Raw genomic sequence first — 23,572 nt, 5'->3', positions numbered from 1 at the left:
GCCGCGCGCCACGCACTCCGTGAAGGCCGGCGAACTCTCGGCGTCGAGGCTATGAGCGCTCGGCTCCGGCTCGCCGCCGCGTCGACTCCCGCTCCAGCAACTTCGCCGGGACCAGACGGTGTTCGGGGGTCGCGCCGGGCTCCGGGGGGTTTCCTATGACGTCCATGAGGAGTTCGGCGGCCTGACGGCCGATGGATTCCGGGGCGAGGTCCAGGGCGGTCAGCGGGGGGCGGGAGCTGCGGGCGAACTCGCCGTCGGCGCCGACCACGATCTGGACGTCCTCCGGGACGGACAGGCCCAGTTCGCGGCAGACGGCGAGCGTCGCGAAGCCGAACTTCTCCATCACGACGTACAGCGCGTCGGGCCGGTCGGGGCGGGTGAGCAGGCGGCGGGCGGCGGCCGTCGAGTCGGTGCCCGGCTCGGCGCGGTCGAGCAGCACCGGACGGCCGGTGCGCGCACACCAGTCGCGGTAGGCGCTTGCCGCGTCCTCGTCGTAGGACTGGCCGGTGGAGCCCGTGAGGAGGCCGACGCGCTGCGCCCCGGTCGCCGCCAGGTGGTCCAGGGCGGCCTGGGCGCAGGTGGAGAGTTCGTTGTCCACCCAGGGGAAGGCGTCCTTGCGGGACAGGTCGCGGCCGGTGGTGACGACGGGGACGCCCATCGCGGACAGGCGCGTGAGCAGCGGGTCGTCGGTGAGCGGGTCGATGACGATCGTGCCGTCGAGCGGGAGCGACTCGAAGGGGCGGCCGTCGAGCGAGGGCGGGACGAGGACGAGGGAGTAGTCGCGGTCCATCGCGGTCCAGGTCGCCGCGTTGACGATCTTGACGAAGTACTCGATGTCGGTGATGCCGCCCTCGACCGCGGTGCGGTGCGTGAGCCCGATCAGCCCGGTGCGGGCGCCGCGCAGGCCGCGGGCGTTGGGGTTGGCGCGGTAGCCGAGGTCGCGGGCGACGGCGAGGACGCGTTCGCGGGTGTCGGCGCCGACCCGGCCGACGCCGTTGAGCGCGTGCGAGGCGGTGGTGACGGAGACGCCGGCCCGGCGGGCGACCTCGCGCAGACCGCCGCCGCCCGCACCCCGTCGGCCTGGCTTCCGGTCGGCCCCGTGCGGTCCGTGCGGCTCTGTGACGTCTGACATGACCGTGAGCTTACAGATTGACTGCCAAAACGTTTAGGCATTACCTTCCGAACCATCGCCAAAACGTTTGGGCAATGGCGCCCGGCTCGATGCCAAAACGTTTAGGCACTCCGCTCACCCCGCAAAGGACGCCTGCCGACCATGGCCGAGGCCACCCGCTCCGCCCCGCTCGCATCTCCCGCGCCCGCCGACCCCCCGAAGACCCCGGAAGGCTCCGCCTCCGTCTTCACGGTCGAGCAGCGCGGCATCGATGCCGTCCCCGACGCCGAACGCCAGGGCGGCCCCAGCCGCCTGTTCGGGCTGTGGGCCGGCACCAACACCACCGTGTTCACCGTGGTCTACGGAGCGCTCGTCGTCTCCTTCGGCCTGTCCTTCTGGTACGCGGTCGCGCTCATCGTCGTCGGCAACATCCTGGGCTTCGCCGTCACCGGCCTCACCAGCCTCCAGGGCCCGCGCACCGGCACCTCCACCCACTCCGTCTCGCGCGCCGCGTTCGGCCCGCGCGGCGGCAAGCTGCCCGCGCTGCTCAGCTGGGTCATGCTCGTCGGCTTCGAGGCCGGCGGCATGGTGCTGATCGTGCTCGCCGGGCTCGCCCTGCTCGACCAGGCCGGCGTCACCGCCGGCACGCCGGTGAAACTGCTGGTCATCGCGGTCGCCGCCGGGCTGCAGATGCTGCTGCCGCTGTCCGGCTACCACCTGATCATGAAGGTCCAGAAGTACTTCGCCTGGATCTTCGCCGCGATGTTCGCCGTCATGGCCGTCCTCGTCTTCCCCAAGGCCGACTTCGGCACCCACGGCGACGCGCCGTCCCTCGTGACGATCTCCCTCGTGCTCGCCATGGTCACCGCGTCCGGCGGCCTGTCCTGGGCCGACATGGGCAGTGACTACTCGCGCTACCTGCCCGCCGACTCCGCGCCCCGCAAGGTCTTCGCCTGCGCCGCGCTCGGCGGCATGGTGCCCAACATCCTGCTCCAGGTCCTCGGCGCCGCCGTCGCCACCGCGACCACGAACGCCGCCGACCCCGTCTCCGGGCTCCCGGAGATCCTGCCCGGCTGGTTCACCACCCCGTACCTGCTGCTCGCGATCGTCTCGCTGCTCGCCGTGAACACCACGGACATGTACTCCTCGGGCCTGAACCTGCTTGCCGTCGGCATCCCGATCAAGCGCTGGATGGTCGTCTTCGTCGACCTCACGCTGTGCACGGCCATCACCCTGTGGGCCGTCTTCTCCGCCGACTTCTACACGCTGCTCTCGAACTTCCTCAGCCTCATCGTGCTGTGGCTCGGCCCCTGGGCCGCCGTCTACCTCACCGATTGGGCGCTGCGCCGAGGCCGCTACCACGTGCCGTCCCTCTTCCCGAAGGAGAGCGGCAGCGAGGGCATCTACTGGCACAAGGGCGGCGTCCGCCCCGCCGGTCTGATCGCCGTCCTGCTCGGCTTCGCGGCCGCCGTTCTCTGGGTCGACTCGACCGTCTTCACCGGACCGCTGTCCGACGCCGCCGGCGGCCTGGACCTGTCCGTCTTCGCGGGCGCCCTCGTCGCCGGCGTCACCTACTGGCTGCTGGCCCGGCGCACCGTGCGCGCCGAGGCCGAGCTGACCGCCACCCTCTGAACCGCCCCGACTCCCTCACCCCGTACGTCTTCTCCTGGAGCCGAACCACCATGAACCAGCCCAGCCTCCGCCAGCTCATCGATGCCGGTGAGGGAGTCGTCAAGGCCGACCGGATCATCCGCGGCGGGCAACTCGTCAACGTCTGCACCGGTGAGATCTACCCGGCCGACGTCGCCATCACCGGCGACCGCATCGCCGCCACCGGCGACGTCGCCGCGTACGAGGGCCCGGACACGGAGATCGTCGACGCGACCGGCAAGTACCTCACCCCGGGTCTCATCGACGGCCATCTTCACCTGGAGTGCTCCAAGCTGTCGGTGACGATGTTCGCCGACGCCGCCGTCCGCTACGGCACCACCTCGGTGATCTCCGGGCTCGACCAGTTCCTCGTCGTCGCCGGGCTCGACGGGGTGCGCGAGGCGCTGCGCGAGGCCGACGCGTCGCCGATGAAGATCTTCTGGGGCGCGCCGTTCAAGACGCCGTACACGCTGCCCGAGACGACGGTCGGCTTCTCCTTCGGGCCCGACGAGCACGCCGAGACCCAGGAGTGGGCGGAATGCTTCGGCGTGTGGGAGACCGTCGCCGAGTTCGTCCTCAACCGTGACGAGAAGGTGCTGCGCGCCCTCGAACTCGCCCACCGCAACCGCCTGCCGATCTTCGGCTGCGCCCCGATGGCCGCCCCCACCACCATCAACGCCCTGTCCGCCGCCGGTGTCCGCCTCGACCACGAGAGCTACACCGCCGAGGAGGCCCTGCTGAAGCTCCGGGCCGGCATGTCCCTGCTGATCCGCGAGTCGTCCGTCGCGCACTTCATGAACGAGAACGTGCGCACCGTCACCGAGTTCGGCGCCCAGTCCCGCCGCGTCGGCTTCTGCACCGACGACATGCACGTCGCCGACATCCTGCGCGAGGGCCACCTCGACAAGCTGGTCCGCATGGCGATCAAGGCGGGCGTGACGCCTGTCGAGGCGATCCAGATGGCCACCCTCAACTGCGCCGAGATGTACCGCATCGACCACCTCGTCGGCTCGATCACGCCCGGCCGCTACGCCGACGTGCTCATCGTCGACTCTCCCGAGTCCTTCCAGGTCGAGCGGGTCTTCGCGCGCGGCGAGCTGGTCGCCGAGGGCGGCCGCACGCTCGACGCCCCCGTGGCACCCGAGCGTTCCGCCGCCCTGTCCCCGGCCTTCCAGGTCGCCCCCGTCACCGCCGACGGCATCGGCGTGCGCGCCGAGGGCGACAGCGCGGACGTGCTCGTCGTCGAGATGGACCGCACCGTTCCGTTCGTCCGCAAGGGCGTGCCGATGACGCTGCCCGTCGTCGACGGCACGGTCCGCGCCGACACCGACCGCGACGCCCTCTACGTCACGGTCTCCGAGCGCTACGGCAAGAACGACGGCGCCACCGTCACCGCGATGATCAACGGCTTCGGGCTGCGCTCCGGCGCCATCGCCTCCTCCGCCGCGCCCGACGACAACAACATCATCTGCGTCGGCGCCGACCGTGCCGACATCGCGCTCGCCGTCAACCACCTCTCCGAGCACGGCGGCGGCCAGGTCGTCGTCGAGAACGGCGAGATCAAGGAGTTCCTGCCGCTGCCCGTGGCCGGCATCGTCGCCGACCTCGCGCCCGAGGAGATGGCCGCCGCCGAGGACCGCCTGGAGGCCGCCGCCCGCGCGCTCGGCTGCGAACTCCCGTCCGCCTTCGGCTTCCTGATCTTCCTGGAGATCACCGCGATCCCCGAGTACGCCGTCACCGACCTCGGCGTCGTGAACTACCACACGCAGGACGTCGTCGACATCCTCGACCCGGCCGCCGCCCCGGTCGCCAACTGACTTACAGAACTCAGGAGTTGAGGAGCATCATGACCATGAACGTCGACGCGTTCATCGCCGGACTGCCCAAGTGCGAGCTGCACCTGCACATCGAGGGCACCCTGGAGCCCGGCCTCAAGTTCGCGCTCGCCGAGCGCAACGGTGTCGAGCTGCCGTACGCCGACGAAGCCGCGCTGCAGGCCGCGTACGACTTCGACGACCTGCCCGGATTCCTCGCCGTCTACTACGAGGGCATGTCCGTCCTCCGAACCGAGCAGGACTTCTACGACCTCGCGGCGGCCTACGCGGCCAAGGCCCACTCCCAGAACGTGCGTTACGCGGAGATCTTCTTCGACCCGCAGGCGCACACCGCGCGCGGCGTCGCGTTCGACACCGTGATCCGCGGCCTGACCCGCGCCCTGGACGACGCGGAGCGCGCGACCGGCTTCACCGGCCGGCTCGTCATGTGCTTCCTGCGCGACTTCCAGGCCGAGTTCGCCATGACGACCCTGGTGCAGTCCCTGCCGTACAAGGACTGGATCGTGGGCGTCGGCCTCGACTCGGACGAGGCGGGCAACCCGCCGGTCAAGTTCCGCGAGGTGTTCGCGCGGGCCCGCGCCGAGGGCTACCGACTGACGATGCACTGCGACGTGGACCAGAAGAACTCCACCGAGCACATCCGCCAGGTGATCGAGGAGATCGGTGTCGACCGCATCGACCACGGCGTCAACGCCCTGGAGGAGCCGGCGCTGATCGCCGCCATCCGCGAGAAGGGCCTCGGCCTCACGGTCTGCCCGATCTCCAACTCGCACGTCACGGACGGCCTGAAGGCCGCCGAGATCCGCGCCCTGCTCGACCAGGACGTCAAGGTCACGGTCAACTCCGACGACCCGGCCTACTTCCCCGGCTACGTCGCCGAGAACCTGGCCGCCCTGCGCCCGGCCCCGGCTTCCCTCACGGACGCCGACCTGGTCCGCCTCCAGCGCAACGCGATCGACATCTCCTGGGCGGCCCCGGCGATCCGCGACCGCTTCCTGGCGGAACTCGACGCCTACGCGAACCGCTAGACGCGCACGGCAGTTCGCGCCGAGACCCCGGCAAGGACCTTTCCCTGCCGGGGTCTCGACGTCGCCGCAACCTTCGCGGGCGCCGCGATATTTGGTCCCGTCGAGACATCCGCCCCATTCACCTGATGATCCAGCCCATCGCCGCCAGCCGCTGCCGCGTCCGCAGGGTAGTGATGTCGTTCGGACCGAGCACCTGCTCGTAGGTCCTGAGGAGGCCGGCCAGCATCGTCGCCGCCTCCTGCCGGCGGCCGGAGGTATGGAGGGCCGCGACCAGGTCACTGCAGACCGACATGGTCAGATCGTCGTCGTGACCGAGGACGGCCAGGCTCCGGCCGTGGACGTGCTCCAGGATTGCCAGGCCTTGTTCGCTCCGACCTGCCGAGTAGAGGATCGAACCGAGCGTGGCGGCCGTCCGAAGCGTTTCCGGGCGGTCGGGCCCGAGCAGCCGGTCGCGGCGTTCGGCCGTGTCGGTGAGGAGGCCGATGCCCTCCTCGGTGTGTCCGGCCATGCTCAACGCGGCGCCGAGGTTGTGGGCGTACGCAAGCGTGGCCGGGTGGTCGGGGCCGTGGGCGCGGCGGCTGCGGGACAGCGCCTCGCGGTGCATCGCCTCTGCCTCCGGGAGGCGTTCCAGCTGGTAGAGCGTGTGGCCGAGGGCGTCGTAGAGGGCGATGGTCTCGTCGTGCGTCGGGCCCAGGAGTCGTTCGAAGTCGGCGAGGAGCGCGCGCAGTTCGGGCTCCGCCTGCTGGTGCAGGCCCCCTTCGCTCAGGTCGAGGGCGATATCCATGCGGCGCATGACGTCCGGGGGCAGCTCCGGCGACGAATCCGACACGACCATGTGCTCGGCGCCTCCTCGGTGAGTTCGTCCAGCAATGTATTACGTTTCACCGCATCGCACCCAGCTCTCACGCACCGAAGTGTGCGAACGCAGCCCATCGCACCGGCTGTTGGGGATCCTCGGCCCGCAACTCCCGTACGGCGTCGTGCAGGGCGTACGCCGTCGAATCGGGGTCGAAGCCGCCCGCGTCCGTGAGATCTCCGTACAGCCGGGTGCAGAGTCGGGCCGCCGTGTCCGCGCCCACCGGCCACAACGTGCCGATGACGTGCCGCCAGCCCGCGTACTGCAGTGCGCTTGCCATGGTGATCGCCTCGTCGGGAACCGTGACGCCGCCCATGGCCGTGCGGCAGGCCGAGAGGAACGCGAACTCGCCCTGCCCGAAACGGTCGGCGTGCAGATCTGCGATGGTCAGCGTCCCGTCGGACAGCATGATTCCACCGCGAGAGGGGCGAGCCAGATTCTGGCCGCCGTGGCAGCTCAGGTGTGTCCAAGGGTGGCCGCGCAGCGCCTCGCGCACGGCCTGTCGGGTCGCCGCCGTGCCGCGCAGTTCCGTCACAGCGGGGAACATCCCTCGCAGCGCCGCCAGTTCGACGTCCACCTGGGGCAGGGGTTCGAGACCTGCGGTGTCCGGCATGCCGACGGCAAGCAGCCGGGCCGGCAGGTCGGCGGGGGAGCGGGCGGCCCGGCTCTCGATCAGCGCGCGCAGCGTCGGGGTGTACGACGACACCACCCGGTCGACCACGGCGTCGCCGGCCGTCCGCGGCTTCGGGCCGAACACGTCCGGCGTCGCACGGGCCGCGGCGTGCAGCGGCAGCAGGGCCAGCGGTCCGGTCGGGCACCACCACAGCCGGGGCCACGCCTCGCCGGGTGCGGGCGGTGCGGTGTGGCCGAGCGCCGTCAGCACGGGCTCGGCGACGGCACCCCACAGCCAGTCGAGGGTGCTGGTCACCATGAGGTTCAGCGAGACCCGTGCGGTGGCGTTCCGCCGCCCGCTCCCGTACCGTTCCAACGCCATCACGTAGCGCACGACCCGCTCCAACGTGCCGACGAGGTCGAGGTCCGGCAGCGGGACGACGGTGGTGGCCGCCTGGTCGATCACCAGGGCGGTGGCACCCCAGCGGCTGACGACGACCAGTACCACCGGCCCGCCGGCGGCGGCCTGCCGCAGCCGGGCCGCGGTCGCAGGCCGGCGGAAGTCCGCGAGGCCCGGCAATTCCCTCGCGCGAGCGAGGAGGTCCTCCTGCTCGGCGGCCCACACCAGCCGCTGGTTGGCGGCCCGCGCCCACCAGCGTGCCTCGCCGTCCGCCTCGGGCTCATGGACGTCCTGCGGACCGCGCGAGGTGTCGAGCGATGCCTCCACCTCGGCGAGCCGGTCCGCGATGTCCGGGGCAGTGGTCCGCAACAGGTCCGTGTCCCCTCGGGTGTCGAGGAGTTGGGACCACAGCACGCCGCGGCCCTGCTCCAGCAGTTCCAGCGCACGCTCGGCGTCACCGGCGGCGATCGCGCAGCTCGCGGCCTCGGCGGCCAGACCGCTCCACCGTGCCAGCCGCTGCTCGCGCACCTCGCGGTCCACCCCGGGCGAGGCGAGCGACGGCAGCAGTTCGATCGCCGCCGCGTAGCCGTCCAGCGCGGTGCGCCACTGCCCGTGCCCGGCCGCGACCCTGCCCCAGGACGCGGCCGACTCGATCCGGGACGACTGCGGCGCGGACCGCTCGCCGGCCACCTCCCGCCACAGCGTCAACGCCTCCGCCGTGTGCTCGTCGCCCAGGTCCAGCAGGGTGGCGGCGAGGTTGAGGGTGGCGAGCGTGTGCACGGGGTCGTACGGCGGTGTGGCCTTGCGCGCCTGCCGGAACAGGGCGACAGCCTGCTCGCCGTCCGCGCGCTGCTGCGTGGCCCGGAAGCGGGCATGGGCGCTGTTGCCCCAGTTGTTGAGGTAGCCGGCCCGCTGCGGCTGGTGCTGCCCGGTGGCTCGCACGGCCAGCCGGTGGGCTTCCGCCGCCTCCGCCAGGTCTGCCGAGTCGTCGTCACCGGACTCGCGAACCAGCGAGCTCAGTCCCTTTTCGATCTCCCGTGGCAGCCGCGGCCTGCGTCCGGATTCCAGGTGGGCGTTGCCGAAGCTGACGGGAAGCGGGTCGGGCCCGCCCTCATGCCGGTACAGGAGTACATTCCCCAGATTGGACGCGTACATCGCACGCTGGGGATGATCCGGCGCCGTCAGGCGCAACGCCTCCCGGTGCGCGTCCACGGCCGCGTCCAGATGGATGCGTTCCCCGGTCGCGTCCGCGAGGGTGCGGAGCACGGTTCCGTGGGTGTTGAAGCTCTGCGGACGGGGCCGGCCCCGTTCACGTTCCACCCGCAGCGCGTTCTCGATCGAGGCCACCGCGTCGTCGAGGTCCTGGACGTCGTCACTGAGCAGGTAGCGGGCGTGCAGCACTCTGCTCAGGCCCGACAGCGCCAGAGGCCTGTTGACGTGCTTGGGCCCCGCGGTCTTCACCGCGGCGGTCATCGATGCGACGGCCTCGCGCAGAAGCTCGGGTCGTCGTGTGACTTCGAACTGCGTGAGCAGTGCGTTGCCGAGATTGGACCGGTACTGCGTGTTCGCCGGGTCGGTGTCGGGTGAAGCCGCCACCACGGCCCGGGCGTGCAGCACCGCACGGTCCACATCAGCCACGTCGCCCGTGAACTCGAAGCGCGTCGCGAGCGCAGCGACCAGGCCGCTCTCGCAGATGCGCCGCAGTTCGGACGACGTGGCGCCGCGTAGTGCCTGGGTGCTCAGCTGGACGGCCTCCGTCGCGTCCACCGGGTTTCCCGTTTCCCCGGCACGGACCGTCAACGCGCTGCTCAAGTTGTTGAGCAGGTTGGCGAGTTCACTGCCGGTCGGGCCTTCCCGCAGGGCGGTGCGGGCCGTCGTCACCGCGCGCTCCAGGTCGGCGTCGTCGCGGCGTCGCTCGAACCGCATCCGCAGTGCCAGCGCGAGATTGGCCATGTCTCCCGGCCAGAAGCGGTGCTCGGGCGGGTACGCCGTGACGGTCGCGGTGAAGAGGTCCACGACCCGGTCGAGTTCGTCCGGGTCGTCCGTGTACTGCTGCGTCTTGAGCAGCGCGATGGCGCGCCGGCCCCACTGCTCGGGCCCGAGGAAACGGTGGTCGACGGTCGGACCGCGGGACAGCAGGTCCATCACCTCGTCGGGTACGACTCCACGGTCCAGGCTGCCGACCCGGGAGTAGAGGAGCAGCGACGCGTACAACTCGTCAGGTCCGTCGGACGGGCTCTCCGCCAGGCACCGTGCCCAGTGCAGGCGCGCCAGTGCGTGCATTGCCTCGAAGGACGTGCCTTGCGGTGACATCGCCGCGCGCCACAGAGGCGCGGCCGCCGGCAGCACGCCGAGGCCCAGCACAGCGTCACGGTCCTCGTGCCGCTCGAATCGCTCGGCCAGCGCGGTCACGGCTCGCACAGCCGCGGCAAGTTCCTGATCCGGCACGGCCTCACCCCCAACCCACGGTCGCGGCACACCTGTTGACCGATACGGTAATCGAGCCGAGAAGTCGCATGCCGGCAAAGCCGGCCCAGGAGGTGTGTGTTGACGCCGACCCCGGACGACCGGGCCGCAGCCGCCTGGCTGTGTGCCGCCCTGCCGGAGCTTCAGGACGCGGCGGCCGACGACGACCACGCGCTCGACCGGCTCGACCGTGCCGTCGCCGCCGTCAGGGACGGCCGCCCGGCGGCGGAAGTGAGCCGGCTCCTGGGATACGAGCCGGCACCGGACCCCGACAAGTCCGCCGGCCGCCCGGCGGACGGCCACCCCGAATCCCTGGACGTCTTCGGGCTCGATGCCGTCACCGTGCGCGGCACCTACCGCTGTCCGGGCGGCCGGTGCGGGCGCCGCGCCGGCGCGGACGAGAACGGCCGCGAGCCGCGCTGTGTCATCGACGAAGCGCCGATGGTCTTCAGGTCGCTGTGAACAGCCTCCTCACGGAGGTCGGCCGCAAGCTCGCCGACCGCTGGCTCAGCGCGCTGGTGCTTCCCGGCGCGTTGTTCGTGGCCGCCGTGATGTGCGGCTGGTGGCTCGGCCATCCGCACGCGCTGGACACGGGGCGCCTGGAGGACGCGGTACACAGGCTCGGGCAGCAGCTGGCGGGTCGGCCTGCGGCTGTGCTGCTCGCGGTGGCCGGGGCGCTGCTCGGCGCGACGGGTGCCGGACTGGCCGTACAGGGAGCTGCCGCGGGAGTACGACGGGCGTGGGTCGCCCGACGTCCCGCCCGGTGGGTGGCCCGGCGGCGGCGCAGGGCCCAGGGCGCGCAGGCCCGACGCGGGCACACCCCGCCGGCGCGATACCTGCCCGCGCGTGCCACTGCCATCGGCGACCGCTTCCGCCTCGTCGACCAGCGCGTCGACGCGCAGTACGGCCTGGCCGTGGCCCTCGCCTGGCCACGGCTGTGGCTGCTGCTCCCCGACACCGCGACCGCCGCGATCCGTGACGCGACCACCCGCTACCGGGCGGCCACGGAAGTCACCGCGTGGGGGATGCTCTACCTGCTGCTGGGTGCCTTCTGGTGGCCGTCCGTGCTGGTCGGCCTGGCCGCGGTGGCCGTCGGGCAGGTGCGGGGCCGCTCGTCCGGGGCCGCGCTCGCCGACCTCGTGGAGGCCGCGGTCGACATCCATCAGCGGCCACTGGCTGACACCCTCGGCATCGACTTGCCGCACGGGCGGATCACCCCCGAAGAGGGGGCACGGATCAACGACATCCTCAACAAGCGCGGGTGAGGAATGGCGGCTGTCCTTGTGCCAGGTCAGGCGCCTTTTTCCATACCCCCTGGAAGAGCGCGGGCGCTTCCGGGCCGAGTACGACACCAGGGGGTTCTTCGCCCCGGGCAGACGATTTCCGCAGGCATATTCGCGGGAGTCTGCCATTTTGACTGCCGGCCGGTCGGTGGGGGCACCCATCGCCCGGTCCGAGGCGCCTCATCGACAGCCCCCGAAACAACCGCCGGGCCCGTTCCCGATCTGCTGTGCACCCCAACCAGCCAATCCCCAACTGGCCGCAGAGTAAAGGGAGTTGCAACAGTCCAGGTGAACGATGGCTTGTCGGGAAGGAATTCAGCCGTTTCCCTCCGGCCATGCCTTCCACTCGCGACCGACGGGGGCGAAAAAGACGGTTGCCGATCACTCACTCGCACCTTGACCGGCGAGTAACCACGCCACTACCTTTCAATCCGCTTCGAACACACGCTTCATATCGGCGTTCCGCGGTGGGCTTTTCCCTGCAGGAAGCCGGTGAGCCGCCGTGTCTGTTTCTGTACAGAACCCCCCACCGTGCAGTCTCACCCTTGATTCGGAGAATGATGAACTCCGCTGTGCGTTCCGAAGAAATGATCATTGGCATTACTCCGTACGGTGAGCCCGATGCCGGGCTCACCCTGGCGGTCAGCCGGGCCGGCGGTCTCGGTGTGCTCGACCTCGGGGCCGGCGAGCGGAGATCCCGCGAGGCCCTCGCTCGACTGCGGCGCACGGCTTCGGGCAGGTTCGGCGTCCGGGTCGACGCGCACTGCCGGCTCACCCCGGCCGACCTGACTCCGGACGGTCCGCACACCGTGGTTCTCGCGGCCGCAGCGGCGGCCGGGGAAGCGGGCGCGGCCTGGACGATCGCCGGGCTCGCGGCGCGCTTCCGCGTCCTCGTCGAGGTCACCGACCTGCAGGGCGCACAGGATGCGTTACGCGCCGGGGCGCACGGCCTGATCGCTCGCGGCACCGAGTGCGGCGGCCGGATCGGCGAGTTGAGCACCTTCGTCCTGCTCCAGCGACTCCTCGCCGCGCCCGAGGTGACCCGGCCCGTATGGGCATGCGGCGGCATCGGCCCTCGAACGGCCGCCGCCGCGGTGGCCGGCGGAGCGGCCGGCGTCGTCCTCGACGGCCAGCTCGCGCTGCTCGCCGAGTCGGCGCTGCCCGAACCGGTCGCCGCGGTGCTGCGCACCGGTGACGGCTCGGAAACCGTCGTCCGGGCCGGTCACCGTTTCCTGCTGCGGCGAGGCCCGGACGCTCCGCGCCTCGCGGAGGGCGCCGGACCGCAGGAGGTGGCGGCGCTTCTGGGCGGGCGGGATCCGCGTACCCAACTGCTCCCGGTGGGCCAGGACGGCTTCCTCGCCGCCCTGTTCGCGGAGCGGTGGGGCGATGTGCGCCGAACGGTGCGCGCGCTGCGGGAAGCGGTGCTGGGCGCCGTCCGGGACGACACGGCAGCACGGGCCCTGCGGCCCGGATCGCCGATGAGTCTGGCGCTCGGCACCCGGCTCCCCGTCGCGCAGGGGCCGATGACAAGGGTGAGCGACGGCCCCGCTTTCGCCGCGGCGGTGGCAGCCGACGGAGCACTGCCCTTCCTCGCCCTGGCGCTGGCGGACGGCACGCGGACGCGGACCATGCTGGCCGAGACCCGGGACGCGGTGGCCGGCCGGCCCTGGGGCGTGGGAGTCCTCGGCTTCGCGCCGGAGGACGTGCGTACGGCCCAGCTGGAGGCCGTACGGGAGATGCGGCCGACCCACGCGATCATCGCCGGTGGCCGGCCGTCCCAGGCGCAGGCCCTGGAGCAGGATGGCATCCGGACGTTTCTGCATGTGCCCTCACCGGGGTTGTTGCGGCAGTTCCTCCAGGCCGGGGCGCGCCGGTTCGTGTTCGAGGGCTCGGAGTGCGGCGGGCATGTGGGGCCGCGCGGAAGTTTCGCGCTCTGGGAGGCCCAACTGGCCGTCCTGGAGGATTTCCTGGAGAGTCACGATGCCGCGGACCTCGAGGTGTTCTTCGCGGGCGGCGTGCACGACGAGCGGTCGGCGGCGATGGTCGCCGCTCTGGCCGCGCCGCTGACCGCGCGCGGCGCGGCCGTCGGTGTGCTGATGGGTACCGCTTATCTGTTCACCGAGGAGGCCGTGTCCCGCGGGGCGGTCCGGCCGCTCTTCCAGCAGCAGGTCCTGGAGGCCGAGCGCACCACGCTGCTGGAGTCGGCGCCGGGGCACGCGACGCGGTGCGTACCGAGCCCGTTCACCGCCGGCTACCGCGACCAGGAGGCCCGGCTGCGCGCCGAGGGCGTGCCGGACCGGCGGATCTGGGAGGAGCTGGAGAGGCTCAACGTCGGCCGGCTGCGCATCGCCAGCAAGGGCGTCGACCGATCCGCAGACGGCTGCCTCTCTCCGGTCGACGAGCGACGCCAGCTCGCCGAGGGAATGTTCATGGCCGGCGAGGTGGCCGTGCTGCGCTCGGCGACCACGACCGTCGCGGCACTGCACGAGTCGGTGACCACGGGCGCCGCCGAGCATCTCGCCCTGCGGACGGCGCAGTCGGCCCCGGCGAGCGAGGTGCGGGAGCCGGTCGCGCCCGCTCCGCTCGACGTCGCCGTCGTCGGCATGGCGTGCATGTTCCCACAGGCGCCCGACCTGCCCGCCTTCTGGGCGAATGTGGTCGCCGGAGTGGACGCGGTGAGCGAGGTCCCGCCCGAGCGCTGGGACCCGGCCGTCCACCATGGCGAGTCCACCCCGTCCAAGTGGGGCGGCTTCCTGCCCCGCATCCCCTTCGACCCGCTGCGCTACGGCATCCCGCCGACGTCTCTCGGCAGCACCGAACCGGTGCAGCTGCTCTCCCTGGAGGCCGCCCGGCGGGCTCTGGAGGACGCCGGATACGGCGACGGTGGACGGGAGTTCGACCGCTCGCGCACTTCCGTGGTGTTCGGCGCCGAGGCGGGCAGCGATCTGTCGAACGCGGCCACGCTGCGGGCGGTGCTGCCCTCGTACTACGGCCGTGTCCCCGAGGGTCTGGACGACCAGCTCCCCAGACTCACCGAGGACTCCTTCCCCGGCATGCTCGCCAACGTCATCTCGGGCAGGATCGCCAACCGGCTCGATCTCGGCGGCGCCAACTACACCGTCGACGCCGCCTGCGCCTCGTCACTGGCCGCGGTGGACGTCGCCTGCAAGGAGCTGGCCGGCGGCACCTCCGACGTGGTGTTGTGCGGCGGCGCCGACCTGCACAACGGAATCAACGACTATGTCCTGTTCTCCTCCGTGCACGCCCTGTCTCCCACCGGCCGCTCACGTGCCTTCGACGGCTCGGCGGACGGCATCGCGCTCGGCGAGGGCATCGCCTGCGTCGTCCTCAAGCGGCTCGCGGACGCCGAGCGGGACGGCGACCGGATCTACGGCGTCATCAAGGGCCTGGGCTCCTCCAGCGACGGCCGCTCACTCGGACTGACCGCGCCCAGGCCCGAGGGCCAGCGCTCGGCTCTGGAGCGCGCCTATCGCAACGCAGGCGTCTCACCGGCGGACGTCGGTCTCGTCGAGGCGCACGGCACCGGGACGGTCGTCGGCGACCGCACCGAACTGCGCATCCTCAGCGAGGTGTTCACCGAGGCCGGGGCGGAACCAGGCGGCTGTGCACTCGGTTCGGTGAAGTCGCAGATCGGCCACACCAAGTGCGCCGCCGGTCTCGCCGGAATGATCAAGACGCTGCTGGCGCTGTACAACGGCGTCCGGCCGCCCACCCTGCACGTCGAGAATCCCAACCCGGCGTGGGAGGCGGACACCAGCCCCTTCGCGTTCCACGCCGAGGCCCGGCCGTGGGCGGCGCCCGCGGAGGAACGGAGCGCCGGAGTGAGCGCGTTCGGCTTCGGCGGGACCAATTTCCACGTGGTGCTGGCCGCCCACGCCGGTGGCGTACCGCCCGTGCGGGGACTGGACGCCTGGCCGGCCGAACTGTTCGTGTTCCGCGGACGGAACGAGGCCGCGGCCCGCCGGGCGATGGAGGAGCTCCTCGCAACCGCTCAGCCCGAGGGCCGGTCGTGGCGGCTTCAGGACCTCGCGCTGAGCGCGGCCCGGCGGTCGGACGCGAGCGCGGACCCGGCCCGGGTCGCCATCGTGGCCACGGACGTGGACGACCTGGTCGAGAAGGTGCGGCGGGCCCTGGCCGACCCCGCTCCGGCACGCGGCATCCACCGGGCCGGTACCGGCGACTCGGACGGCGCCAAGGTGGCATTCCTCTTCCCCGGCCAGGGCAGCCAGCGCACCGGCATGCTCGCCGACCTGTTCGTCGCCTTCCCGGAGCTCCGCCCCTATCTGGAACTCGCCCGCGCCCACGCCGACACCCTGTATCCGCCCGCCGCCTTCGACGACACCGAACGCGAGAGGCAACGGGCCGCGCTGACCGACACCCGGGTGGCACAGCCCGCCCTCGGCGTCACGGGACTCGCCGCGCACGCCGTGCTCACCGCGGCCGGCGTGCAGCCGGACATGGCCGCCGGGCACAGTTACGGCGAGCTGGTGGCACTGTGCGCGGCCGGCGCACTGACCCCCGAAACGCTGCTGGAACTGAGCGCGGAGCGAGCGGCAGCGATCCTTCAGGCCGCGCAGTCCGCCCAGGGCGACACGGGCGACCCCGGGACCATGGCCGCGGTCTCGGCCGGCGCCGAGGACGTGGCGCAGGCACTCAAGGCGGCGTCCGTGCCGGACAGTGTGGTCGTCGCCAACCGCAACTCGCCCGGCCAGACGGTGATCTCGGGACCGACGGACGCCGTCGACGAGGCCGTCCGGCTGCTGCGCGAGGCCGGCCACGGTGCCAAGCGCATCCCCGTCGCCTGCGCGTTCCACAGCCCGCTGGTCGCCGCCGCCTCCGACCGGTTCGCCGAGGCGCTCGCGGCCCGGCCGGTGCACGCGCCCGAGTTCCCCGTGTGGTCCAACCGCACGGCCACCCCGTACGCCGCCGACGGTGACGCGGTGCGGGCCGAACTCGCCGCCCAGATCGGTGCCCCGGTCGCCTTCGCCGAGCAGATCGAGGCGATGTACGAGGCCGGGGCACGCATCTTCGTCGAAGCCGGCCCCGGCTCGGTCCTCACCCGGCTGGTCGGGCAGATCCTCGGCGACCGCCCGCACCGCACGGTGGCCTGCGAACCCCGGCCGGGCAGCGGCCTGCGCGGCTGGCTCGACGCCCTGGCCGAGCTCGCCGTCGCGGGGCTCCCGGTGCGCGCCGGGTGGCTGCTGCGCGGCCGGAACGCGGTGGACGCGGCACGTACCCCGGCGCCGAAGCTCCCCGGATGGACGGTCGACGGACAACTGGTCCGCACCGCCGACGGCGCCCTCCTCACCGGCGCGCTCGCACCGGCCCGACGAGTCACCAAGACCCTGGAGACGACTGTGACGACGAACTCCCCGCACAGCGCACCGTCCGACCAGGACACGCTCATCTCCGAATTTCTGCGCACCAGCCGCGAGATGATCGCCGCCCAACGGGACGTTCTGCTCACCTACCTCGGATCCGCCCCGGGCGCGCGGCCCGTCCCGTCCCCGGCGGCCCCGCAGGTGATCCAGGCCGTGCCACAGCTTCCCCCGGCGCAGCCGTCGATGAAGGACCCGGAACGGGCCACGCCGGCCACCGCCGTGGAGCCGGTAACCGCGCAGCCCCCCGGTCCGGCCGATGTCCAGCGGATCGTTCTGGAAATCATCAGCGAGCGCACCGGCTACCCCGTCGACATGATCGAGCCCGACCTCGACCTGGAGGCGGACCTCAGCATCGACTCCATCAAGCGGGCGGAGATCGCGGGCGAACTGGCCCGGCGCCTGGGTGCCGGGGCCGGCACCGACCTCGCCGCGCTGGACGACGACGCGCTGGAGGAGCTGGCGAAGGCGCGGACGGCCGCCGCGGTGACCGACTGGCTGACCGCGCGGATGGGCGGACCGGCCGAGCGGCCCGCCGCCCCTGCGGAGGCGGAGCCCGCTCCGGCGGCGGTGGAGCCCGGACCGGGGGCGGTGGAGCCCGGACCGGACGCGGTCACCGCCGAACCCCCCGGACGGCACCTCCTGCGCCCGGTCCTCCTCGACGAGCGGGCCGACGCCCGCACCGACCCGTCGTCCGTTCTCGCGGGCACCCGCTGGATCCTGCTCGGCGACGCCCCCGAGGTCGCCGCCCGCCTGGCGTCCCACGGCGCCGAGGTCTCCGCACGGGCCCGGGACCACGTCCTGACGGAGACCGACGGACCGGTGGACGGCGTGCTGTGGTCGGGGGCCCTCGCGGACACCGACGAAATGCCCTTGCTGCCCGCCTCGTTCCCCGTGCTGAAGGCCGCCCTGGCGCGCGCCCCGCGATGGCTGCTGGCCGTCCGGCCCGCCGACGGTGAGGTGCCCGATCCCCGGACCGCGGGGCTGCGGGGTCTGTTCCGGACCGTGGCGCGCGAGTACCCACAGACGGTGGCCCGGGTCGTCGAGGTCGCCGACGCCTCGCCGTCCGCGCTCGCGCACGCCGTGGTCGCCGAGGCCGTCGTGTCGGACCGGACACCGGTCGTGCTGCGGACGGCGGCAGGCCGGCACGGGTTCGAACTGATGGCGGCGCCGCTCGGCGTGCTCGGCAGCACGGGCGCCGGACCGGCCGGGGCGGGCACCCCGGAAGCCACCGCGCTCGGCCTGGACCAGGACTCCGTGGTGCTGCTGGCAGGAGGGGCACGGGGCATCACCGCACAGTTCGCCGCCGTGCTCGCCGGCGCCGCACGCTGCCGTCTGGAACTCCTCGGCCGGACTCCCGCCCCGGACGGTCCGGAGGCCGCGGACACCGCGTCCGCGCGTACCCCGGCCGAGCTGCGCGCCGCGCTCGCCGCCCGCGGCGGACTGAAGCCGGCCGAGATCAACCGCGCCGCCGAGCTGCTGCTCGCCCAGCGGGAGATCACGGCCACCCTGACTGAGATCACCGCAGCGGGCGGCCGGGCCCGCTACCGGTCGGTCGACTTCCGTGAGCCGGACGCGGTACTGCAGGCGGTGAAGGAGATCCATGCCGAGCACGGCCGGCTCGACGGCGTGGTGCACGCGGCCGGTGTGATCGAGGACCGGCTCATCGCAGAGAAGAGCACGGAGTCCTTCCGACGCGTCTACGCCACGAAGGCGACCGGCGCCGACGCCCTGCTCACCGCATTGGAGGAACTGCCCGCACCGCCCGCGTTCACCGTGCTGTTCGGCTCGATATCGGCCGTCCTGGGCAATCGCGGCCAGGTGGACTACGCGGCTGCCAACGACGCGCTGGAGACCCTCGGCGCGGCCTTCGCCGCCCGTACCGGACGACGCGTGGTGACCGTGCACTGGGGCCCCTGGGCACCCTCGGCCGGTCACAGCGGAATGATCGGGGCCGAACTGGCCCGGGAGTACGCCCGGCGCGGCATCCGGCTGATCGACCCGGAGGAGGGGACCGCGGCGCTGCTGCGGGAGCTCGCCTGGGGCGAGGAGTCCGCCACCGCCGTCGTCTACACCGCCTCGGGCTGGTGACGGCCGTGGTGGCGCCGGCCCGACACGGTCTCAGCACCCAGGTCAGGGCCGCACGACAGGTGCCGGTGGCCATCGTGGGGATGGCGGTGCTGCTGCCGGGCGCCGCGGACCTGGACGCCTACTGGCGCAACCTGCGCGACGGCGTGGACGCGATCGGCGCGGTACCGGACGGGCGTTGGGACGCCGAGTACTACCACCCGGGCACCGCCTCCGACCCGGCCGTCGCGAATCGGGTCTACGCCCGCCGGGGCGGGTTCGTGGACGGGCTCGCGCAGGTGGAGGTCACCCGGTTCGGGATCATGCCGAACTCGGTGGCCGGTACCGAGCCCGACCAGCTCATCGCCCTGCACGTGGCTGCGGCCGCCCTCGACGACGCGGGTGGCACGGATCGCCTCCCCGACCGGGCGCGGGTCGGCGTCGTTCTGGGCAGGGGCGGCTATCTCACGCCCGGCCTGGTCCGGCTCGACCAGCGGGTCCGTACGGCCGGCCAACTGGTCCGCACACTGGCGGAGTTGCTCCCGGAGCTGACGGGGGACCAACTCGCAGGAGTGCGTCAGGCGTTCACCGAGCGTCTCGGTCCGGACAGCCCCGAGTCCGCGATCGGCCTGGTGCCCAACCTCGCCGCCTCCCGGGTCGCCAACCGGCTCGATCTGCGCGGGCCCGCGTACACGGTGGACGCCGCCTGCGCCTCCTCACTGGTCGCCGTGGACCAGGCCGTGGGCGAACTCGCCTCCGGGCGGTGCGACGTGATGCTCGCCGGCGGCGTCCACCACTGCCACGACATCACGCTGTGGAGCGTCTTCTCCCAGCTGCGCGCTCTCTCTCCCAGCCAGCGCATCCGGCCCTTCCACCGGGACGCCGACGGCATCCTGATCGGTGAGGGGACGGGCGTTGTGGTCCTCAAGCGGCTGGCCGACGCCGAGCGCGCCGGAGACCGGATCTACGCAGTGGTCCGGGGTACCGGAGTGGCGAGCGACGGACGGGCGGCCGGTCTCATGAACCCCGAGCCCGGTGGCCAGGCGCATGCGGTACGGCAGGCGTGGCGGGCGGCCGGCCTCGACCCCGCCGAGCCGGGCTCGGTCGGCCTGCTGGAGGCGCACGGCACCGCGACACCGGCAGGCGACAGCGCCGAACTCGCCACGCTCACCGAGGTGTTCGGACCCGGAGACGGTGACGCGGTTCTGGGATCGGTCAAGTCGATGATCGGGCATGCCATGCCGGCCGCCGGGGTCGCCGGCCTGGTCAAGGCCGCACTCGCCGTCCACCACCGCACACTCCTTCCGACACTGCACTGCGACGACCCGCACCCCGCCCTGGCCCGTACCCGGTTCCGCACCCTGGAGAAGGCCGCCGACTGGGAGACCACCGAGCGCAGCCCCGTGCGCCGGGCCGCCGTCAACGCGTTCGGCTTCGGCGGGATCAACGCGCATGTGGTGCTGGAGGAGGCCCCTGGCGGGCACGGGTCCCGCGCGGGCGCACCGGCCCGCCCGGTCGCCGAGGTCGACGAGCCCGAGCACGTCCTGCTGCTCGCCGCCGACTCCCCGGCGAGCCTCGCCGCCCTGCTGGACGCCGACGACGACACCGTACGGGCGGCCGGCCTCGCCCCCGGCCACCCGCACCCGGAGGCGGGCCGCGCCCGCCTCGGCATCGTCGGACCGACCGCCAAACGGCTCGCTCTGGCCCGCCGCGCGGTCGCCCGGCGGCGAGGCTGGCACGGACGCGGTGACGTCTGGTTCCGGCCGAGCCCCCTCCTGGGCGCCGGCCACGGCCGACTGGCATTCCTGTTCCCGGGTCTGGAGGGCGAGTTCACCCCGCAGGTCGACGACGTGGCCGCCCATTTCGGTCTGCCTGCCCCCGCAGTCGACGGAGACCGGACCGACGACGTGGGCCGGCACGGTTTCGGCGTGGTCGCCGTCGGCCGCCTCCTCGACGCGGCGTTGCGCCGCAGCGGGATCGTGCCGGACGCGGTCGCCGGACACAGCGTCGGCGAGTGGACGGCCATGGCCGCGGCCGGGCTGTATTCAGGGGACGAGGTCGACGCGTTCATGGCCGCCTTCGACCCCGACTCGGTGACGGTCCCCGGTCTCGCCTTCGGCGCGATCGGCGCCGGTGCCGAGCACGTCCTGGCCGCCCTGCGCGACGAGGGCGGGAGCCGGGCGGGCCTGGTCCTCTCGCACGACAACGCACCCGGTCAGTCGATGGTGTGCGGTCCGCAGGCGGCGGTGGAGGACTTCGTACGGGCGCGTCGCGCCCAGGGCGTCCTCAGCCAGGTCCTGCCGTTCCGCTCGGGCTTCCACACGCCGATGCTGCGCCTTCATATCGGACCGATCGAGGAGGCCGCCCGCCGGTTCCGGCTGCATCCGCCGCACACCCCGCTCTGGTCGGGCACGACCGCCGCGCCGTTCCCCGAGGACGAGACGGGGATCCGGGCTCTCTTCATCCGGCATCTGCTGGAACCCGTGCGGTTCCGGCAGCTGACCGAGGCCCTGAACGCGGCCGGTCACCGGGTGTTCGTCCAGGTCGGCCCCGGTCAGCTCGGCTCCCTGGTGAGCGACACCCTGGGCGGTCACGACCACCTGGTGGTCGCCGCCAACTCGCCCCATCGCACCGGCCTCGCCCAGCTGCGCCGGGTGGCCACCGCGCTGTGGACGGCGGGTTCGGCGGTGGCGCCCTCCCTGCAGCCCGCCGAGGCCGCACCCACCGATCAACGGCCTTCGGTGCGACTGGACTTGAGCGGTGCTCTGGTGTCCCTCTCGCCCCAGCGGCTCACCGAGCTTCGGGCCGGGCTGCGTGCGCCCGCGCGTGCGCCGGCCGGCCCGTCGCCGCTCGACTCCCTCGCCGAGAGCTCCCCGGTTGCCGCCGAACTGAGCGCCCTGCTGAGCGAGACCGCGGACACGGCCGCCGCCCTCATGTCCGCGAGGATGGCGACGCCTGCGCCGGCTCCGTCCGCCGGGCCGCGGCACACCACCGTCCGTGTCTCGCCCGACACCATGCCCTACCTCCTGGACCACTGCTTCTTCCCCCAGCGGCCCGGCTGGCCCGAAATCGCCGACCGGTGGCCGGTCGTCCCGGCCACGACGATCGTGCAGCACATCGTGGACGCCGCGCAGGAGACGGCCCCAGGCGGGCTGCCGGTCGCCGTGCACGGCGCGCGGTTCGACGAGTGGCTCACCGCCACCCCGGCCGTCGACGTGCCCGTGACCGTGACGCCGAAGGATCCGGGCCTTCTCGCCGTCTCCTTCGGCCCGCGGGCCCGCGCCACCGTGGAGCTCGCCGCCGCGTACCCCACTCCGCCCCCCGCCCCATGGGTCACCGATCCCGGGGCCGAGCACGCCCCCGACCACACCGCTGCCCAGCTCTACGCCGAGCGCTGGATGTTCCACGGTCCGGCGTTCCAGGGCGTCAGCGAACTCACCGCGATCGGCGACCGCCATGTGCGCGGACGTCTCACCACCCCTTCCGCGCCCGGCGCGCTGCTGGACAGCGTCGGCCAGCTCCTCGGCTACTGGATCATGGCGACCCGTTCCGAGCGCACCGTCGTGTTCCCGGTCGGGATGCGGGAGATGCGGTTCTACGGGCCGCATCCGGCGCCGGGCACAGAGGTGGAATGCCTGGTGCGCGTCACCTCGCTCACCGACGCCTTTCTGGAGGCCGACGTACAGCTGAGGGCCGGGGGCACCGTGTGGGCGGAGCTGTACGGCTGGCAGGACCGCCGCTTCGACAACGACCCGCAGACCCGGCCCGTCGAGCGCTTCCCGGATCGCAACACCCTGTCCGAGCCGCGCCCCGGCGGCTGGCGGCTGCTGCACGAGAGGTGGCCGGACCTGGCGTCCAGGGAGCTGATCATGCGCAACTCCCTGGGCGGTGCGGAGCGCGCGGAGTACGCCCGCCACGCCCCACGCGGGCGCCGGCAGTGGCTGCTGGGGCGCATCGCGGTCAAGGACGCGGTGCGGCAGTGGCTGTGGGACCACGGCGAGGGCCCCGTCTTCCCGGCGGAACTGCGGGTGCACAACGACGAGACGGGCCGTCCGTACGTCACCGGCGTGCACGGACGGACCCTGCCCCCGCTGGACGTCTCGCTGGCCCACTGCGCGGAGGCAGCCGTCGCGATCGTCCGACCGCACCGGACCGGCCCCGGCCCCGGCATCGACATCGAGGAGGTCACCGACCGCACCCCGCAGGCCCTCGCCGCCGCCCTCGGCGGGGACGAGCTGCGGCTGCTGCACCGCCTGTCGGCCGACACCGGCGAGAGCGAGGCCGTGTGGTTCACCCGTTTCTGGGCGGCCAAGGAGTCCGTCGCCAAGGCGGAGGGCACCGGATTCGGCGGCCGGCCGCGGGACTTCACCGTGCTCGACGCGACCCCGGCGGGCGACCGGCTGGCCGTCGCGGGCCGCCTGCAACGCGCCCACACCGTGCACTGCGTACCGACCACCAACCCGCCCCGGCTGCCGGAACGCGCGTACGCAGTCGCATGGACGGCGGGAAACCCGACCGTTAAGGAGTACGACGCCCGATGAATGCTCCCACCCCCCACACCCCCGTCACCGCCGACGAGGAGTCCGTACTCGCCGACCTCACCGGCATGCTGGCGCGGCTCCTGGAGGACGAGTACGGCCTCGACGATGTCGAGATCGGCATGAGGACCACCTTCAACCGTGATCTGGAGCTGGAGAGCATCGACCTCGTCACCCTGGCCGGGCTGCTCCAGGAGCGGTACGGGGACCGGGTCAACTTCGCGGAGTTCCTGGCCGGTATGGAGTTCGACGAGATCATCGAACTGACCGTCGGACGGCTGGTCGAGTACGTCGTGACCAGTCTGAAGGCCGGGGAGGCGAGCTGAG

11 protein-coding genes are annotated in these 23,572 nt (G+C 72.8%); 8 read left to right on the top strand and 3 right to left on the bottom strand.

Features of this window, described 5'->3' with window-relative positions; genetic code table 11:
• Positions 1–49: 49 nt before the first annotated feature.
• On the bottom strand, positions 50–1,132 hold the full coding sequence (locus OG842_RS02520) for a LacI family DNA-binding transcriptional regulator (protein WP_266727027.1): 1,083 nt from the start codon (positions 1,130–1,132) through the stop codon (positions 50–52).
• A 141-nt stretch (positions 1,133–1,273) separates the two neighbouring features.
• Between OG842_RS02520 and OG842_RS02515 the strand changes: the two genes are divergently transcribed.
• Genes OG842_RS02515 through add form a run of 3 tightly spaced genes read left to right on the top strand, consistent with a single transcriptional unit; the run spans position 1,274 to position 5,624 of the window.
• Positions 1,274–2,743 carry a purine-cytosine permease family protein gene (locus OG842_RS02515; RefSeq protein ID WP_266727025.1) on the top strand — a complete coding sequence of 490 codons (1,470 nt, stop codon included), beginning with the start codon at positions 1,274–1,276 and terminating at the stop codon, positions 2,741–2,743.
• Positions 2,744–2,793: 50 nt separating this feature from the next.
• The gene (locus OG842_RS02510; protein WP_266727023.1) at positions 2,794–4,578 is read left to right on the top strand and encodes an adenine deaminase C-terminal domain-containing protein; all 1,785 of its coding nucleotides are present in this window, start codon (positions 2,794–2,796) and stop codon (positions 4,576–4,578) included.
• Positions 4,579–4,613: 35 nt separating this feature from the next.
• On the top strand, positions 4,614–5,624 hold the full coding sequence (add, locus tag OG842_RS02505) for an adenosine deaminase (RefSeq protein WP_266733397.1): 1,011 nt from the start codon (positions 4,614–4,616) through the stop codon (positions 5,622–5,624).
• A gap of 118 nt (positions 5,625–5,742) precedes the next feature.
• Here the strand turns inward: add and OG842_RS02500 are convergent, their stop codons facing one another.
• Positions 5,743–6,459 (bottom strand): tetratricopeptide repeat protein, encoded by a 717-nt coding sequence (locus OG842_RS02500; protein ID WP_266727021.1) that lies wholly within the window; start codon positions 6,457–6,459, stop codon positions 5,743–5,745.
• A gap of 67 nt (positions 6,460–6,526) precedes the next feature.
• A complete protein-coding gene (locus tag OG842_RS02495) occupies positions 6,527–9,940 on the bottom strand; it encodes a CHAT domain-containing protein (RefSeq protein ID WP_266727019.1) in 3,414 nt (1,137 codons plus the stop codon).
• Between the two features lie 96 nt (positions 9,941–10,036).
• Between OG842_RS02495 and OG842_RS02490 the strand changes: the two genes are divergently transcribed.
• The 5 genes from OG842_RS02490 (at position 10,037) to OG842_RS02470 (ending at position 23,571) form a co-directional block, all read left to right on the top strand.
• The gene (locus tag OG842_RS02490; RefSeq protein WP_328512076.1) at positions 10,037–10,420 is read left to right on the top strand and encodes a hypothetical protein; all 384 of its coding nucleotides are present in this window, start codon (positions 10,037–10,039) and stop codon (positions 10,418–10,420) included.
• Positions 10,417–11,223: a hypothetical protein gene (locus tag OG842_RS02485; RefSeq protein WP_266727015.1), complete on the top strand. Its 807-nt coding sequence runs from the start codon at positions 10,417–10,419 to the stop codon at positions 11,221–11,223. Before OG842_RS02490 ends, OG842_RS02485 begins: the two co-directional genes overlap by 4 nt.
• Before the next feature lie 605 nt (positions 11,224–11,828).
• Positions 11,829–18,731, top strand: coding sequence for a type I polyketide synthase (locus OG842_RS02480; protein ID WP_266727013.1), 6,903 nt, complete (start codon positions 11,829–11,831; stop codon positions 18,729–18,731).
• Positions 18,732–18,811: 80 nt separating this feature from the next.
• A complete protein-coding gene (locus OG842_RS02475) occupies positions 18,812–23,248 on the top strand; it encodes a beta-ketoacyl synthase N-terminal-like domain-containing protein (protein ID WP_328512651.1) in 4,437 nt (1,478 codons plus the stop codon).
• Complete coding sequence (locus OG842_RS02470; RefSeq protein ID WP_266727011.1) at positions 23,245–23,571, top strand: acyl carrier protein; 327 nt, start codon at positions 23,245–23,247, stop codon at positions 23,569–23,571. Before OG842_RS02475 ends, OG842_RS02470 begins: the two co-directional genes overlap by 4 nt.
• Position 23,572 lies beyond the last annotated feature (1 nt).

It is taken from the genome of Streptomyces sp. NBC_00376 (genome assembly GCF_036077095.1).
In the GTDB taxonomy this organism is placed as follows: domain Bacteria; phylum Actinomycetota; class Actinomycetes; order Streptomycetales; family Streptomycetaceae; genus Streptomyces.
This window is presented reverse-complemented; position numbering and strand designations above follow the sequence as displayed.

Excerpts from the sequence above, each read along its gene's own strand:
- OG842_RS02470 (WP_266727011.1), top strand. The coding sequence starts at position 23,245 with ATGAATGCTCCCACCCCCCACACCCCCGTCACCGCCGACGAGGAGTCC.
- OG842_RS02475 (WP_328512651.1), top strand. The coding sequence starts at position 18,812 with ATGGCGGTGCTGCTGCCGGGCGCCGCGGACCTGGACGCCTACTGGCGC.
- OG842_RS02520 (WP_266727027.1), bottom strand. The coding sequence starts at position 1,132 with ATGTCAGACGTCACAGAGCCGCACGGACCGCACGGGGCCGACCGGAAG.
- add (WP_266733397.1), top strand. The coding sequence starts at position 4,614 with ATGAACGTCGACGCGTTCATCGCCGGACTGCCCAAGTGCGAGCTGCAC.
- OG842_RS02515 (WP_266727025.1), top strand. The coding sequence starts at position 1,274 with ATGGCCGAGGCCACCCGCTCCGCCCCGCTCGCATCTCCCGCGCCCGCC.
- OG842_RS02510 (WP_266727023.1), top strand. The coding sequence starts at position 2,794 with ATGAACCAGCCCAGCCTCCGCCAGCTCATCGATGCCGGTGAGGGAGTC.
- OG842_RS02500 (WP_266727021.1), bottom strand. The coding sequence starts at position 6,459 with ATGGTCGTGTCGGATTCGTCGCCGGAGCTGCCCCCGGACGTCATGCGC.
- OG842_RS02480 (WP_266727013.1), top strand. The coding sequence starts at position 11,829 with ATGATCATTGGCATTACTCCGTACGGTGAGCCCGATGCCGGGCTCACC.